At 53.9% G+C, this 17,340-nt stretch carries 11 protein-coding genes; 8 read left to right on the plus strand and 3 right to left on the minus strand.

Translation table 11 applies throughout. The annotated features are described in order from the left end of the window. Positions 1–113 precede the first annotated feature (113 nt). From asd to DA718_RS02100, 7 genes are all read left to right on the plus strand, one after another. Complete coding sequence (gene asd, locus DA718_RS02070; protein WP_112214801.1) at positions 114–1,220, plus strand: aspartate-semialdehyde dehydrogenase; 1,107 nt, start codon at positions 114–116, stop codon at positions 1,218–1,220. 246 nt (positions 1,221–1,466) lie between these two features. Beyond that, a complete protein-coding gene (gene glgB / locus DA718_RS02075; RefSeq protein WP_112214800.1) occupies positions 1,467–3,653 on the plus strand; it encodes a 1,4-alpha-glucan branching enzyme in 2,187 nt (728 codons plus the stop codon). Continuing rightward, positions 3,650–5,626 carry a glycogen debranching protein GlgX gene (gene glgX, locus DA718_RS02080; RefSeq protein ID WP_112214799.1) on the plus strand — a complete coding sequence of 659 codons (1,977 nt, stop codon included), beginning with the start codon at positions 3,650–3,652 and terminating at the stop codon, positions 5,624–5,626. Before glgB ends, glgX begins: the two co-directional genes overlap by 4 nt. Positions 5,627–5,707: 81 nt before the next feature. After that, positions 5,708–7,003, plus strand: coding sequence for a glucose-1-phosphate adenylyltransferase (glgC, locus tag DA718_RS02085; protein WP_112214798.1), 1,296 nt, complete (start codon positions 5,708–5,710; stop codon positions 7,001–7,003). After that, positions 7,003–8,436 carry a glycogen synthase GlgA gene (gene glgA, locus DA718_RS02090; protein WP_112214797.1) on the plus strand — a complete coding sequence of 478 codons (1,434 nt, stop codon included), beginning with the start codon at positions 7,003–7,005 and terminating at the stop codon, positions 8,434–8,436. Before glgC ends, glgA begins: the two co-directional genes overlap by 1 nt. A 15-nt stretch (positions 8,437–8,451) precedes the next feature. After that, entirely contained in the window at positions 8,452–10,899 is a 2,448-nt protein-coding gene (glgP, locus tag DA718_RS02095) for a glycogen phosphorylase (protein WP_112214796.1), read from the plus strand. 176 nt (positions 10,900–11,075) lie between these two features. Next, positions 11,076–11,831 (plus strand): IclR family transcriptional regulator, encoded by a 756-nt coding sequence (locus DA718_RS02100; RefSeq protein ID WP_110274930.1) that lies wholly within the window; start codon positions 11,076–11,078, stop codon positions 11,829–11,831. A gap of 43 nt (positions 11,832–11,874) precedes the next feature. Here DA718_RS02100 and DA718_RS02105 read toward each other — a convergent pair whose 3' ends face one another. Genes DA718_RS02105 through DA718_RS02115 form a run of 3 tightly spaced genes read right to left on the minus strand, consistent with a single transcriptional unit; the run spans position 11,875 to position 15,870 of the window. Beyond that, the gene (locus DA718_RS02105) at positions 11,875–12,780 is read right to left on the minus strand and encodes a dihydrodipicolinate synthase family protein (RefSeq protein WP_112214795.1); all 906 of its coding nucleotides are present in this window, start codon (positions 12,778–12,780) and stop codon (positions 11,875–11,877) included. Between the two features lie 43 nt (positions 12,781–12,823). After that, entirely contained in the window at positions 12,824–14,539 is a 1,716-nt protein-coding gene (ilvD, locus tag DA718_RS02110; RefSeq protein ID WP_112214794.1) for a dihydroxy-acid dehydratase, read from the minus strand. After that, positions 14,536–15,870, minus strand: coding sequence for an MFS transporter (locus DA718_RS02115; protein WP_058653091.1), 1,335 nt, complete (start codon positions 15,868–15,870; stop codon positions 14,536–14,538). The genes ilvD and DA718_RS02115 overlap by 4 nt, the downstream gene beginning before the upstream one ends. A gap of 338 nt (positions 15,871–16,208) precedes the next feature. Here DA718_RS02115 and DA718_RS02120 point away from each other — a divergent pair, with 338 nt between their 5' ends. Further along, entirely contained in the window at positions 16,209–17,333 is a 1,125-nt protein-coding gene (locus DA718_RS02120) for a glycerol dehydrogenase (protein ID WP_112214793.1), read from the plus strand. Positions 17,334–17,340 lie beyond the last annotated feature (7 nt).

Raw genomic sequence — 17,340 nt, forward strand, 5'->3', positions numbered from 1 at the left:
TGGCAATCATTGATTAATTTCACTTGCGACTTTAGCTGCATTTTGTAATGTGAAGGACTAACCAGTAGGAAACTGGCCTGGAACAAACAGCAAACACCTCGCAGGAATACGTTATGAAAAATGTTGGTTTTATCGGCTGGCGCGGAATGGTCGGCTCTGTACTCATGCAACGCATGGTTGAAGAGCGCGACTTTGACGCCATTCGCCCTGTTTTTTTCTCCACCTCCCAGTTGGGGCAGCCTGCTCCATCTTTTGGTGGCAGTACCGGTGGCACGCTTCAGGATGCGTTTGACCTGGAAGCACTGAAGGCGCTGGACATTATTGTCACGTGTCAGGGCGGCGATTACACCAACGATATTTACCCGAAGCTGCGTGAAAGCGGCTGGCAGGGGTACTGGATTGACGCGGCCTCTTCGCTGCGCATGAAAGATGACGCGATTATCATTCTTGACCCGGTGAACCAGGATGTTATCACCGCTGGCTTGAACAACGGTGTGAAGACCTTTGTTGGTGGTAACTGTACCGTCAGCCTGATGCTGATGTCCCTTGGCGGCCTGTTTGCTCAGGATCTGGTTGAGTGGGTCAGCGTGGCGACTTACCAGGCGGCTTCCGGCGGCGGCGCGCGGCATATGCGCGAGCTGCTGACTCAGATGGGTCAGCTGCATAGCCATGTCGCGACAGAGCTGGCGAATCCGGCTTCCGCCATTTTGGATATTGAACGTAAAGTGACGTCGTTGACCCGTAGCGGCGAGCTGGCGGTGGACAACTTTGGCGTACCGCTGGCAGGCAGCCTGATCCCTTGGATCGACAAACAGCTGGATAACGGTCAGAGCCGCGAAGAGTGGAAAGGCCAGGCGGAGACCAACAAAATCCTCGCGACCGCTTCGGCGATTCCGGTAGACGGCCTGTGCGTTCGCGTTGGCGCGCTGCGTTGCCACAGCCAGGCGTTCACCATCAAGCTGAAAAAAGATGTTTCGATCCCGACCGTTGAGGAACTACTGGCTGCGCACAATCCGTGGGCCAAAGTGGTACCGAACGATCGTGACATTACCATGCGTGAGCTGACCCCAGCTGCCGTGACCGGCACCCTGACCACCCCGGTGGGTCGCCTGCGTAAACTGAATATGGGGCCTGAGTATCTGTCGGCCTTCACCGTCGGTGACCAGCTCTTGTGGGGCGCAGCTGAACCGCTACGCCGCATGCTACGACAGCTGGCATAAAAAACAGGATGAGCAAAAAGGGGTGATAGAACACCCCTTTTTTTTGCGTAATACAAGGAGTAAACGCGGATGTTTGATTTTTCCCAACGGAGGTAACGCAGCCTTGGCTATGCTTTAAGTAAGGGGCAATGATGTCTCCTTACCTGAAGGTGGGACGGAGCAGGAGGATGCACATTGTGCTGCGCCGTTCAGGTCAAAAAAGTCGCCAGATGCAGGAAAAGGCGGCACTTACAACAGGATGAAACCATGTCTAATCGTATTGATAGGGACGTGATTAATGCGCTTATCGCTGGCCATTTTGCGGATCCTTTTTCCGTACTTGGTATGCATTGCACCGAAGCCGGGCTGGAAGTTCGCGCATTATTACCTGACGCCACCGACGTGTGGGTCATTGAACCGAAAACCGGACGCAAAGTCGGCAAGCTTGAATGCCTTGACTCGCGCGGTTTCTTTAGCGGCGTTCTGCCGCGACGTAAAAATCCTTTTCGCTATCAGTTGGCCGTGACCTGGCATGACCAGCAAAACCTGATCGACGACCCCTACCGCTTCGGCCCACTGTTGCAGGACCTGGACGTATGGTTGCTGTCGGAAGGCACGCATCTGCGTCCGTATGAAACGCTGGGTGCGCACGCCGATACCATGGACGGCGTCGTTGGGACGCGTTTTTCAGTTTGGGCACCGAACGCTCGCCGGGTCTCCGTCGTCGGCCAGTTTAACTACTGGGACGGCCGCCGCCACCCGATGCGTCTGCGCAAAGAGTCCGGCATCTGGGAGCTGTTCGTTCCCGGAGCCGTGAATGGCCAACTGTATAAATTCGAGCTTATTGATGCCCACGGCAAGCTGCGGGTGAAGTCTGACCCTTACGCTTTTGAAGCGCAGATGCGCCCGGACAGCGCTTCGCTTATCTGCGGGCTTCCGGAGAAAGTTGAGCAGCCGCAGGTGCGTAAACAGGCTAACGGGTTTGATGCGCCAATATCTATCTATGAAGTTCATCTCGGCTCATGGCGTCGCCATACCGATAACAATTTCTGGCTGAGCTATCGTGAGCTGGCCGATCAACTGGTGCCGTATGCCAAATGGATGGGCTTTACCCATCTGGAGCTGCTGCCGGTTAATGAACATCCGTTTGACGGTAGCTGGGGCTATCAGCCAACCGGGCTATATGCGCCAACCCGCCGTTTCGGTACCCGGGAAGATTTCCGCTACTTTATCAATGCCGCACATGCTGCTGGCCTTAACGTTATCCTTGACTGGGTGCCGGGTCATTTCCCATCGGACGATTTTGCCCTTGCGTCGTTTGACGGCACCTCGTTGTATGAACATAGCGATCCGCGCGAAGGCTATCATCAGGACTGGAACACGCTGATTTACAACTACGGTCGCCGTGAGGTCAGCAATTTCCTGGTCGGCAATGCGCTGTACTGGATTGAGCGCTTTGGCATTGATGCGCTGAGGGTCGATGCGGTGGCATCGATGATTTATCGCGACTACAGCCGCAAAGAGGGCGAGTGGGTGCCGAACGAATTCGGCGGCCGGGAAAATCTTGAAGCTATTGAGTTCCTGCGTAATACCAACCGGGTCCTGGGCGAACAAACGCCGGGCGCGGTGACGATGGCGGAAGAATCGACCGATTTTGCTGGCGTATCTCGTCCTTCATCTGATGGTGGTCTGGGTTTTTGGTTTAAGTGGAACCTTGGCTGGATGCACGACACTCTCGATTACATGAAGTTAGATCCGGTGCATCGTCGCCATCATCACGACAAGATGACTTTCGGCATGCTCTATAACTACACCGAGAACTTTGTGTTACCGCTCTCCCACGACGAAGTGGTGCACGGTAAAAAATCGATTCTTGACCGTATGCCGGGTGACGCCTGGCAGAAGTTCGCCAACCTGCGTGCCTACTACGGCTGGCTGTTTGCCTTCCCGGGTAAAAAGCTGCTGTTTATGGGCAATGAATTCGCTCAGGGGCGCGAGTGGAACCACGACGGAAGCCTCGACTGGCACTTGCTGGAAGGCGGAGATAACTGGCACCACGGCGTTCAGCGGCTGGTGCGCGACCTGAACCATACCTATCGTCACCATAAAGCATTACACGAGTTGGATTTTGACCCTTACGGCTTCGAATGGCTGGTGGTCGACGATCATGAGCGCTCGGTATTTATTTTTGTCCGTCGTGACAAGGCTGGTAATGAAATCATCGTGGCCAGCAACTTTACCCCGGTGCCGCGTCATGAATACCGTTTTGGTATCAACCAGCCGGGGAAATGGCGCGAAGAGCTGAATACTGACTCCATGCATTACCACGGCAGTAATACAGGTAACTGTGGGGTTGTTGAAAGCGAAGCGATTGCCAGTCACGGTCGTGAATACTCTCTCTCGATCACGCTGCCGCCGCTGGCGACGGTCTGGCTGGTGCGGGAGGCACAATGATCGTACTCACGGCAGGCAAGCCCGCGCCGTTGGGGTCTAGCTACGACGGTAAGGGAGTGAACTTCGCCCTCTTTTCCGCCCATGCGGAGCGGGTGGAACTCTGTGTGTTCGACGAGCAGGGCAACGAACGGCGTGTCGACCTACCCACACGCAGTGGCGATATCTGGCACGGTTGGCTAGCTGAAGTCGGGCCGGGGTTGCGTTACGGCTACCGCGTCCATGGCCCCTGGGACCCGGCGCAGGGGCACCGCTTTAACCCGGCAAAGCTGCTGCTCGATCCCTGCTGCCATCAAGTGAACGGTGCGCTGCCTGATGATGAGCGTCTTCATGGCGGCGATTGCGACCCTGATAACCGCGATAGTGCAGCGATAGCGCCGAAATCGCGGGTTGTCGATCTGCATTACGACTGGCGCGGTGATAAGCCGCCGCGCACGCCGTGGGGTCAGACGGTCCTTTATGAAGCCCACGTCAAAGGGCTGACGTACCTGCATCCTGAACTACCCGAGGCGATTCGCGGCACTTACAAGGCTTTGGGTCACCCGGTGATGATCGACTACTTCCGCACGCTGGGTATTACTGCACTAGAGTTAATGCCGGTGGCGCAGTTCGCCAGCGAGCCGCGTCTCCAGCGGATGGGGTTAAGCAACTACTGGGGCTATAACCCATTGGCGATTTTCGCCATCGATACGCGCTACGCCAGTGCGCCGGAACATGCGCTCAATGAGTTTCGCGATGCGGTAAAAGCGCTGCATGCGGCGGGCATTGAAGTGATTCTCGACGTGGTGCTGAACCATAGCGCTGAGATAGACCTTGAGGGGCCGACCTTCTCCCTGCGCGGAATTGATAACCGTAGCTATTATTGGATCAGAGAAGACGGCGATTATCACAACTGGACCGGCTGCGGGAACACCATCAACCTCAGCCATCCGGGCGTGGTGGAGTATGCCCGTCAGTGCCTGCGTTTTTGGGTGGATGAGTGTCACGTTGATGGTTTTCGTTTTGACCTGGCGTCAGTCATGGGCCGCACGCCGGAGTTTCGTCAGGATGCACCTTTGTTTGAGGCCATCCGTAACGACCCGCGTCTGGCGGAAGTGAAGCTGATCGCTGAGCCTTGGGATATTGGCCCCGGCGGCTATCAGGTCGGTAATTTTCCGCCGCTGTTTGCTGAATGGAACGACCACTTCCGCGATACCGTGCGTCGTTTCTGGTTACAACAAAATGTCTCGTTGGGCGACTTCGCTCAGCGTTTTGCTGCCTCCAGCGATGTTTTTCAGCGCAATGGACGGCAGCCTGCGGCGGCGATCAATTTGGTCACCGCGCACGATGGTTTTACTCTTCGCGACTGCGTTTGTTTCAATCAGAAACATAATGAGGCAAACGGCGAAGAGAATCGCGATGGGACTAACAATAACTACAGCAACAATCATGGTATAGAGGGATTAGAAGGGAATCTTGCTGTGATTGAACGGCGCCGTGCCAGCGTCCACGCCCTCCTGGCGACGCTGCTGTTGGCGCAAGGAACGCCGATGCTGTTGGCGGGTGACGAACAGGGTCACAGCCAGCATGGCAACAACAATGCTTATTGTCAGGACAATGCGTTGACCTGGCTGGACTGGAACCATACGAACCGCGGGCTGACCGCGTTCACTGCCGCGCTGATTCATCTGCGCCAGCGTATTGCGGCATTAACCGCTAATCGTTGGTGGCAGGAGGGTGACGGCAGTGTTCGTTGGTTAAACCAGAATGCGCAACCGCTGTCTGCCGATGAATGGCAGCATGGTGCACCGCGCATGCAGATCATATTGTCCGATCGCTGGTTGATAACGCTCAATGCGACCCCTGAGGTGGCGGAGATGGTTTTACCCGCGGGGGAATGGCGTGCCATTCCACCTTTCGCCGGAGAGGATAATCCGGTCATTATGGCTGTCTGGCATGGGCCCGCGCACGGAGTGTGCGTATTTCAAAGGTCGTAAACCTCGAGGCTTCCGGTTGGTCTCGAAGCGGCGGCGCGGCGAGAAGGGCAGGCAAGCTGGGGAGTAAAAAAGGAGTTAATTATGGTTGGGGTAGAAAAGAACGATCCGTTGATGCTGGCACGTCAGTTGCCGATCAAATCAGTTGCGCTGATCCTTGCCGGGGGACGTGGTACCCGTCTGAAGGATTTAACCAATAAACGTGCGAAACCTGCTGTCCATTTCGGTGGTAAGTTCCGTATTATCGATTTTGCGTTATCTAACTGTATTAACTCAGGTATTCGCCGTATCGGCGTCATCACCCAGTATCAATCACATACTCTGGTGCAGCATATCCAGCGCGGCTGGTCGTTTTTCAATGAAGAGATGAACGAATTTGTCGACCTGCTGCCCGCCCAGCAAAGGATGCAGGGTGAAAACTGGTATCGTGGCACGGCGGATGCGGTGACGCAGAACCTCGACATCATCCGCCGCTATAAGGCGGAGTATGTGGTGATCCTCGCGGGCGACCATATTTACAAGCAAGACTACTCGCGCATGCTGATCGACCATGTCGAAAAAGGGGCGCGTTGCACCGTGGCCTGTATGCCTGTGCCCATTGAAGAAGCACCGGCGTTTGGCGTGATGGCGGTTGACGAAAGCGAGAAGATTATCGATTTCGTCGAAAAACCGGCTAACCCACCGGCGATGCCGGGGGATGCGAGCAAATCGTTGGCGAGCATGGGCATCTATATCTTTGATGCGGATTACCTTTATGAGCTGCTGGAAGAAGATGATGGCGATGAAAATTCCAGTCACGACTTTGGTAAAGACATCATTCCAAAGATAACCAAAGCTGGCATGGCTTATGCACATCCTTTCCCGCTCTCCTGCGTGCAGTCAGACCCGCAGTCTGAGCCGTACTGGCGCGATGTCGGTACCCTTGAAGCGTACTGGAAAGCCAACCTTGATCTCGCTTCGGTGACACCGGAACTGGATATGTACGATCAGAACTGGCCTATTCGCACCCATATGGAACCTTTGCCGCCAGCAAAATTCGTTCAGGACCGTTCAGGCAGTCATGGGATGACGCTGAATTCACTAGTATCCGGCGGCTGCATTATCTCCGGCTCCGTGGTTGTTCAGTCGGTGCTGTTCCCGCGCGTGCGGGTGAATTCATTCTGTAACATTGATTCGGCAGTCTTGTTGCCAGAGGTTTGGGTTGGCCGTTCGTGCCGCCTGCGTCGCTGCATTATTGACCGCGCCTGCGTGATCCCAGAAGGTATGGTTGTCGGTGAAAATGCGGAAGAGGATGCACGTCGTTTCTACCGCTCGGAAGAAGGTATAGTGCTGGTCACCCGCGACATGCTGCGGAAATTGGGGTACCCACAGGAGCGCTAATGCAGGTATTACATGTATGTTCGGAGATGTTCCCGCTGTTAAAAACCGGTGGACTGGCGGATGTGATCGGCGCGCTGCCTGCGGCGCAAATTGCACAGGGCATCGATACCCGCGTGCTGCTGCCCGCGTTCCCTGATATCCGCCGCGGTATCACCGATGCGCAGGTAGTGACTCGCCGGGAGACCTTTGCCGGTCCTGTTACGCTGCTGTTCGGGCATTTTGACGGCGTGGGCATCTATTTGATTGATGCCCCACATCTCTACGATCGCCCAGGGAGCCCTTACCACGATACCCATCAGCATGCTTATACCGATAACGTGCAGCGCTTTGCGCTGCTGGGCTGGGTAGGCAGCGAGATGGCCTGCGGCCTGGACCCATTCTGGCGTCCTGATGTCGTCCATGCCCACGACTGGCATGCGGGCCTGACGCCTGCCTACCTGGCGGCGCGCGGCCATCCGGCTAAGTCGGTCTTTACGGTACATAACCTGGCCTACCAGGGCATGTTCTACTCATGGCATATGAATGACATTGAGCTGCCGTGGGCGTTCTATAACGTTCATGGTCTGGAATTTAACGGTCAGATCTCCTTCCTGAAAGCGGGTCTTTATTACGCCGACCACATTACGGCGGTCAGCCCGACCTATGCCCGCGAAATTACCGAGCCGCAGTTTGCCTACGGAATGGAAGGTTTGCTGCGCCAGCGTCAGCATGAGGGTCGTCTGTCGGGGATCCTCAACGGTGTTGACGATAAAATCTGGAATCCGCAAAACGATCTGCTGCTGGCCACACGCTATGACCGCGATCGTCTGGAAGAGAAGGCCGAGAATAAGCGTCAGCTGCAAATCGCCATGGGGCTGAAGGTGGATGACAAAGCGCCGCTGTTTGCTGTTGTCAGCCGACTGACCAGCCAGAAAGGGCTGGACCTGGTGCTGGAAGCGCTGCCGGGTCTGCTTGAGCAGGGAGGCCAACTGGCGCTACTGGGGGCCGGAGATCCAGTGCTGCAGGAGGGATTCCTTGCTGCCGCTGCTGAGCATCCTGGCAAAGTTGGCGTGCAGATTGGTTACCATGAAGCCTTCTCGCATCGCATTATGGGCGGCGCGGATGTGATTCTGGTACCGAGCCGCTTTGAGCCTTGCGGTCTAACTCAGCTGTACGGCCTTAAGTACGGCACGCTGCCGCTGGTTCGGCGTACGGGTGGTCTGGCGGATACCGTTTCCGACTGCTCGCTGGAAAACCTTGCTGACGGTCTCGCCACCGGGTTTGTTTTTGAAGACAGTAATGCCGTGTCGTTACTGAGGGCTATTCGACGCACATTCGTTCTGTGGTCGCGCCCGTCGCTCTGGCGCTACGTTCAGCGTCAGGCGATGAATATGGATTTTAGCTGGCAGGTTGCCGCAAATTCTTACCGCGAACTTTATCAGCGCTTGCTGTAACCAGGAGCCAACGCTATGAATGTACCTTTTAGCTACTCATCACCCACGCTGAGCGTTGAGGCGTTAAAACACTCTATTGCTTATAAACTGATGTTTATCATCGGCAAAGATCCGGCTATCGCTAACAAGCATGAATGGCTCAACGCTACGCTATTCGCCGTTCGCGATCGCATGGTGGAGCGCTGGCTCCGCTCAAACCGCGCCCAGCTCTCGCAGGAGGTTCGTCAGGTCTATTACCTGTCGATGGAGTTTTTGATTGGCCGAACATTGTCTAATGCGCTGTTGTCGTTGGGGATCTATGACGACGTCAACAACGCGCTGGAAGAGATGGGGTTGAACCTTGAAGAGCTGATTGACGAAGAAAACGACCCCGGCTTAGGCAACGGCGGTCTGGGTCGCCTGGCGGCCTGCTTCCTCGATTCTCTGGCGGCGCTGGGTTTACCGGGTCGCGGTTATGGTATTCGCTACGACTACGGCATGTTTAAGCAGAACATCGTCGATGGACGGCAGAAAGAGTCCCCGGATTACTGGCTGGAATACGGTAACCCGTGGGAGTTTGAGCGCCATAATACTCGCTATAAAGTCCGTTTTGGCGGGCGTATTCAGCAGGAAGGTAAAAACTCGCGCTGGGTGGAAACCGAAGAGATCCTCGCTGAAGCCTATGACCAGATTATCCCTGGCTTTGATACCGACGCGACTAACACGCTGCGTTTGTGGAGCGCCCAGGCCAGTAGCGAAATCAACCTTGGGAAATTTAACCAGGGCGACTACTTCGCGGCGGTAGAGGATAAAAACCACTCTGAAAACGTCTCCCGCGTGCTCTATCCGGATGATTCCACCTATTCCGGGCGCGAGCTGCGCTTGCGTCAAGAGTATTTCCTCGTTTCGGCGACGGTGCAGGATATCCTCAGCCGTCACTATCAGCTGCATAAAACCTACGCCAATCTGGCGGATAAAATCGCCATTCACCTCAATGACACCCACCCGGTGCTGTCGATTCCGGAGCTGATGCGACTGCTGATTGACGAGCATAAGTTCAGCTGGGATGAGGCGTTTGAGGTGACCTGCCAGGTCTTCTCTTACACCAACCATACCCTGATGAGCGAAGCGCTGGAGACCTGGCCTGTTGAGATGCTGGGTAAAATCCTGCCGCGTCATTTGCAGATTATTTTCGAGATTAATGACTACTTCCTGAAGACCTTGCAGGAACAGTATCCCAGCGATACCGCGCTGTTGGGCCGCACATCGATTATCGATGAGTCTAATGGTCGTCGCGTGCGCATGGCCTGGCTGGCGGTGGTTGTTAGCCATAAGGTTAACGGCGTGTCTGAGTTGCACTCCCGGTTGATGGTGGAGTCGCTGTTCGCTGAATTTGCGAAAATTTTCCCGATGCGCTTTACCAACGTCACTAACGGCGTGACGCCTCGCCGCTGGCTGGCGGTGGCCAACTCGCCGTTGTCGAAAGTGCTTGATGAGAATATCGGTCGTACCTGGCGTACCGACCTGAGCCAGCTTAAGGAGCTGGAGCAGCACATTGACTATCCGACGGTGAATAAAGCGGTACGGCAGGCCAAGCTTGAGAACAAGCAGCGGCTGGCGAACTACATCGGCCAGCAGCTTAATGTGGTGGTGAACCCGAAAGCGCTGTTTGACGTGCAGATCAAGCGTATTCACGAGTACAAACGCCAGCTGATGAACGTGCTGCATGTGATTGCTCGCTACAATCGCATTAAGGCCGATCCTGATGCCGAGTGGGTGCCGCGAGTGAATATCTTCGCCGGGAAAGCCGCTTCAGCTTACTACATGGCCAAGCATATTATTCATTTGATCAACGACGTGGCGGCGGTGGTGAATAACGATCCGCAGATTGGCGATAAGCTGAAAGTGGTGTTTATCCCTAACTACAGCGTGAGCCTGGCGCAGTTGATCATTCCGGCGGCGGATCTCTCTGAGCAGATTTCGCTGGCGGGAACGGAAGCCTCCGGGACCAGCAACATGAAGTTCGCGCTCAACGGCGCGTTAACTATCGGTACGCTGGATGGCGCTAACGTTGAGATGCTGGAGCACGTCGGCGAAGACAATATCTTTATCTTCGGTAATACCGCGGAAGAAGTTGAAGCGCTGCGAGCCAGTGGCTACAAACCGCGCGAATACTACGAGCAGGATGAAGAGCTGCATCAGACGCTGACGCAAATCGGCACCGGTCTGTTTAGTCCGTCGGAGCCGGGCCGCTATCGCGACCTGCTGGATTCGCTGATTAACTTTGGCGACCACTATCAGGTGCTGGCAGATTACCGCAGCTATGTGGATTGTCAGGATAAGGTGGACGAACTGTATCGTCATCCGGAAGAGTGGGCCAATAAAGCGATGCTCAATATTGCCAATATGGGCTATTTCTCCTCCGACCGTACGATTAAAGAGTACGCCGACCATATCTGGCATATCGATCCGGTCAGGTTGTAGCGGTTTAACGCTTGAGAACGGGGCCAAACGGCCCCGTTTTTTATCGTGGTATATTCGTGGGTATGCCGATATTCGTCTGCTGAATCTATTAGCGGCATTTGGTCTCTGTTATGGAAAAAGGGTTGAGTACTGGTGTATAGTATTAGCAGAAAAATTCATAATTAATTGATAATAATATGAAAAAGATTACGACATCTATTCCGGCCCTCGATAAAATCATGCGCGTATTTGCTTATCTTCTGGAGTGCGATGGCGCAACGTTTACCCAGATCCATCAAAATTCAGGGATTGCGAAAAGCAGTACCTCATCTTTGCTCAACGGCATGGTGGAGCATGGGTTATTACGCCAGGAAAAAGACAAGTATTATCTGGGGTTACGCCTGTATGAATTAGGTAATAAAGCGGCGGAACAGTACGATATTAAAAAAATCGCGTTACCGATCCTTGAAGAGATTCGCGATAACACCGGTCTGACCTGCCATCTTGGCGTTCTGGAAGGCGATGCCCCCATTTATCTTCTGAAAGTCGAAAGCCCACAGGCTATTGTGATTCGAAGCTGGGAGGGCAAACGCCTCTCATTACATAGCTCAGGGCTGGGGAAGGTGCTGATTGCATGGCTTAGCGGGGAAGAGCTGGAGGAATTGCTGCCTCCAGATCAGATCTTAACGCGTTTTACGGATACGACGATCACGGATGTGAATATCCTTAAGCAGGAGTTAGCAGGAATTCGCCGTCGCGGCTGGGGTTATGATAACGAAGAAGACTCCCTTGGCGTGCGCTGCATTGCGGTGCCGGTATTCAATGCGCAGGGGAAAGTGATTGCCGCCTTGAGCGTATCCGGCGTTGCGTTCCAGATCCCCGATGATAAACGCGAGTCGCTTGCTACGTTGATGATGGATGCCAGCCGTAGCCTGACGCGCCTGATGTGCTGAAATAAAAAAACATAGCGGGCAAGAAGCCCGCTTTCGTCATCGCTTAAAGTCCCGCACGCTGTAATACCTGCTTCAGATTCGAAATATGTTCTTCATTTGCCGGCAAAACGGGGGGCATCACGTGGGTTGAAATATCGACTCCGCTAAGCTGAATTGCCTTTTTGATTATCCCGAAGAAAGGCGAATCCAGGCTGTAAATAGTGGAAAGCGCGGACAGCCTGCGCTGTAATCCGAACATTGTCTCATACTCTTTTTCACACCACGCGCGGTAGATCCCGCAGGTTAGCTGCGGCGCAAAGTTCGCTGTCGCTGGGATCCCACCGTTGCCGCCTAAGATAAGCGTATCCATCATATATTCATCATAGCCGGAGAAAATAACGAAGTCCGGACGCGCAGGCCTGACATTATTGATGATTTCACGAATATGGCTGATATTATCAACGGTATCCTTAATGCCGATAATGTTGGAGTGATCTTGCGCCAGCCGGGTAATTAAATCAACGCTAAGGTCCTGTCCCGTCAGCGCTGGGAAGTTGTAGAGAATGACAGGGCTTTTTATGTTATTAGCCACGGTTTTGAAATGCTGATAAATATACTCATCGGTCAATCTGGCATAGTAGGGATTGAGTACCAAAACGGCATCGACTTCGAGTCGGTCGGCATGCTGACCATACTCAATCACTTCCTGCGTGCTGGTGCTGCTAATACCTAATAGTACTGGAATGCGGCGGTTAATATGACGAACGCAAAACTCTGCGGTTTCCAGACGCAGCGCTTTGGTCATATGGCAAAATTCCCCCCCGCTGCCCAGCAGTAATACGCCATTGACCTTGCTTGCAATAAGATGATCCAGCAAGGTCGCCATGCCGACTTTATCTAACTCTCCCTGCGCATTAACAATGGTCGGGACTGGCGGAAATACGCCGTGAAATTTCGTAATCTGAGTCATGTATTGATCCTTAAAACAGGCGAGCCGTAGCCCGCCAGGGATATTATTTAAGCCAGGCTCCGGCCATTAATGATGTTGCATTAGCGGTGAACTGTTTAAAGACGCCGCGACGGTTTGAATAATCTGGTTTCTTCCAGCTTGCCCGACGGTCTTCAAGGCAGCGGCATATTTCCTCTTCTGTTTTAAACACTCCGTCGATCCCTACGATATTGAGCTTACGGCCTTTCACATCCATTTCGATTAAATCACCATCTTCCACCAGGGCAATCGGCCCCCCATCAGCGGCTTCTGGCGAGACGTGTCCGACACACGGCCCGCTGGTCGCTCCAGAGAAACGACCGTCGGTAATCAATGCGACTTTTCCGTCGAGGCGTTTGTCATACACTATGGCATCAGTGGTCATCAGCATTTCCGGTGCGCCAGAGCCTTTTGCGCCTTCGTAGCGAATAAAAATGACGTCGCCGGGTTCGATATGGTTATGGATGATGGCTTGTTGAGCATCTTCTTCGGAGTTAAAGACCCGAGCAGGGCCCGTATGATGGTGCATATCCGGCGCACAGGCCGCGTATTTAATGACCGCTCCTTCAGGCGCAATGTTGCCTTTCAGTACCGCAATCGACCCTGTTTTGGTGGCATTTTCTGGTTTACGGATCACCTCCTCCGGGCTGACTTTGTAATTGTTGAGATAACCGTGGTTGCGGGTAAAGAAGCCGGATTGATGGAGCATTTCCAGGTTGTCGCCGAGCGTACGGCCAGTCACGGTAAGAACATCAAGATCCAGATAATCGCGCAGATACCATTGCACCATTGGCACGCCGCCCGCGAACCACATCATTTCGGTAACGTATTCACCGCTGGGCTGAATATTGGTCAGATAAGGGATTTCATTATTGATCCGATCAAACAGTTCGGGCTTCAGCTCCCATCCGAGTTCATGAGCGATGGCCGGAAGGTGGATCATCGCATTGGTGCTGCCACCAATAGCGGCATGGACTTTGATAGCATTTTCAAACGCCGCAGGAGTCAGGATCTTATGGGTGGTGATATTTTTCTCCGCCAGATACAGCGCCTGGTGGCCTGCAGTTCTGGCAACGCGGCGAATTTCCGCCAGGGTCGATGGCAGCAGAGCGCTACCAGGCAGGGCTAGCCCCAATGCCTCCGACATGCACTGCATGGTACTGGCAGTTCCCATAAACTGGCAGGCTCCTGCGGTGGGACAACCGCATTGCTGCATGGCTTCCACTTGCTGAATGCCTATTTCGCCTTTCTTCAACTTAGCAGTGATCCCGCCCAGGTCTGAAGTACTCATATTCGGTGCCGGACGCATAGAACCGCCGGGGATATGCAGTAGCGGCAGGTTCAGGCGTGCGGCGGCAATCAGATGCGCCGGGATAGATTTATCGCAGCTTGAGATCAGAATACCGGCATCATAAGGCACCACTGAGGCATGAATTTCGACCATGTTGGCAATGGCTTCGCGAGATGCCAGGATGTAGTTCATCCCATCGTGGCCCTGACCCCAGCCGTCGCAGATATCCGTCACATGGTGACGGACCGCGCGACCACCGCTTTCATGAACACCCAGCACGGCTTCATCGCCCAGTTGGTTAAGATGGAAACTGCCCGGATGGCTTTCGCCATAGCAATCATCCACCAGGACCTGCAGTTTATTGACATCTTCTTTGCTGTAATTCATTCCAAGACGCAGGGCGTCGAGCTGCGACCACAGGTCGCGAGCATGCTGACATTTTTGGCTCATTTGGCGATTCCTTCCTGTTTAAGTGACGCACCCGGCGTCGAGGTGTTAGGCGTGTTGCTGCTACCTGCAGGACGAGCGGTAACAGAAGGCAAGCTGAAAAGCAGTCCAACGGCGATAAGCAGGGCAGCAACCAGTACGGTCATGCCTGCTGTTTGCGAGAACGTCACCGTTAACAGCCCTACGAGGTACGGTCCAATAAAGCCGCCGATGTTGCCCAGGGCGTTGATCGTGCCGCGCACGCCGCCCAGAACGTTGGGGGCGAAGAGTAATGGTGGCAGCGTCCAGAATGGACCGGCATAGGCTTGCAGGAAGAACCCGCAAATAACCATCATGCCGTAGGCGAGCCAGACGTTATCTTTCAGTAATAAGGAGAGGGCGAGGCAGACCGCGAAACCCAGCAGAGGAATAGCCGTGTAAAGGCGGCGATTCATCGTTTTATCACACCATTTGGCGATGTAATACTGACCGATAATGCACAGAACGTAAGGCGCCGCGGTGAGTACCCCAACGATGGTCATGCCGCTGCCGGTCAGGTGTTTAATCAGATTTGGCATCCACAGCGCGAAGCCATAGAATCCGACCTGTACGAAGAAATAGATACCGACAAGCTTCCACAGGTTGATGCTTTTTAATACGCTTCGAATGCTACTTTGCTCTCCGCCAATACTCAACGCGCGATCGGCCAGCAATTTTTGTTCGATCCAGGCGCGCTCTTTCGGATCCAGCCACTTTGCCTGATGCGGGTGATCGGAAACCAAAGGTAGCCAGACAAAGAGCAGTCCCAGAGAGAGCAACCCTTCGATGATAAACATCTCCCGCCAGCCGTAGGTTTCAATAAGCCAGCCGGAAAGCGGCCCGGTAATAATAGAGGCGACGGCCAGGTTCATCTGGAAATAGGCGATAGCCCTGGCGCGCTCCTCATTTGGGAACCAGTGGCCAATTAGCGCCAGAATGGCGGGATACACAGCACCTTCCGCCACGCCGAGCACAAAGCGAATAATCAACAACTGCGTCGGTGTCTGAACAAAACCGGTCAGCAGGGCAAAGCCACCCCAGGCGACGATTGTCCAGGCAATTAACTTTTTGGCGCTTAGGCGCTCGGCTATCTGACCGCCGGGAATTTGCAGGAAGATATAACCAATAAAGAAGATCCCGGCGACCAGACCGGCAAAAGAAGCCGTCATGCCTAAATCTTCATCCATGCCGCCTGCGATCCCAATGGCGATATTGGTCCTGTCCATATAGGCCACGATATAAACGAGGATCGTGGCTGGAATAATATGCAGCCAGCGCCCTCGTGTGGTCGGTTTCTCTATTTCAATGCTCATCATTGCATCCCTTTAGTATCATAAATTATGTTCTGTATATGGAACTGATGTTCTGTATATTGATACTATGCCGACGTATTCATACAGCGTCAATTCCATACTCTAAGGAAGGTTATATTTTGTGATTTGCTTCAAAAATGAACGGAGATAAGGTGAGAAAGAGCGGGTAACCCAATGGAAACTGCTCATTGGTCTAATACATAGCCAAAATTGTGCGCTGCCTCACAGGATAAAATTATGCTCTCACCTGGTCATTGTGCGTTCAGAGCAAACAGCATTAAATTCTTTATGTGGAATTTGTGTTCTGTATATTGAACTTTAATGTTTTTTAAGGAGAAACAATGGTTACTACCGCGATCTTTCCGTCACGATATGTTCAGGGTAAAGGAGCGTTGACAACGCATCTCCCGCAGGAATTGGCCGCACTCGGTCATAAGGCACTGATTTTGCAGGATCCTGTTGTTTACAGCACCTACCGGGATGCGGTTGCAACAGCGCTGCACGGGGTGATTGATTTTGATATCGAAGTGTTCAGTAGCGAATGCAGTGATGAGGAAATTGCGCGCATCTCCGCACGTGCGCATGAAATTGGCGCCGATGTGATTGTTGGTATGGGGGGCGGGAAAACCCTGGATACGGCAAAAGCAACCGGCGCCAGCCTGCGACTGCCTATTGCCGTGGTTCCTACACTGGCCTCAACGGATGCGCCCTGCAGTTCACTGGTTGTTATCTATACGCCAGAAGGGGAATTCAAACGCTACCTGATGATTCCACGTAACCCGACGCTTGTGCTGGTGGACAGTAGTATTATTGCTGCCGCGCCGGTACGCTTTTTGGTTTCCGGGATAGGTGATGCGTTGGCAACCTGGTTTGAAGCGGAAGATTGCCGCATCAAAGGGGCCGGCAATATGACCACCAGGCCAGGACCGATGACCGCATTTGAGCTGGCGCGCTTTTGCTACACCACCTTGATGCGCTATGGGCGCCTGGCGAAGCTTGCCTGTGAACAACATCAGGTTACTCCGGCGCTCGAACATGTTATCGAAGCGAATACGCTATTATCCGGGCTCGGTTTTGAAAGCGGTGGGCTGGCAGCGGCGCACGCTATTCATAATGGTCTGACGGTACTGCCCGCCACGCACAAATACTGGCATGGGGAAAAAGTTGCGTTTGGCACGCTGGCGATGCTTATGCTCACCGATAGAGCGCCTGAGCTCATAGAGGAGGTTTATCAGTTTTGCGAAGATATTGGCTTGCCCACCACGCTGGCGGATATCGGTCTGGCTGGCGTTAGCGATGATGAACTGCTGGCCGTTGCCATGGCGTCTTGTCAAACTGGGGAAACGATGCACAACGAGCCGTTTACCATTACGCCGGAGGCCGTGCAGGCGGCATTGCGGGCCGCCGATGCCGTTGGTCAGGCGCGGAAAAAAGCTGCCATCGCTTCGGCCTCTGGCGGAAAGTGATTCAGGA

Origin of the sequence: Klebsiella huaxiensis, from assembly GCF_003261575.2 — a bacterium.
Taxonomy (GTDB): domain Bacteria; phylum Pseudomonadota; class Gammaproteobacteria; order Enterobacterales; family Enterobacteriaceae; genus Klebsiella; species Klebsiella huaxiensis.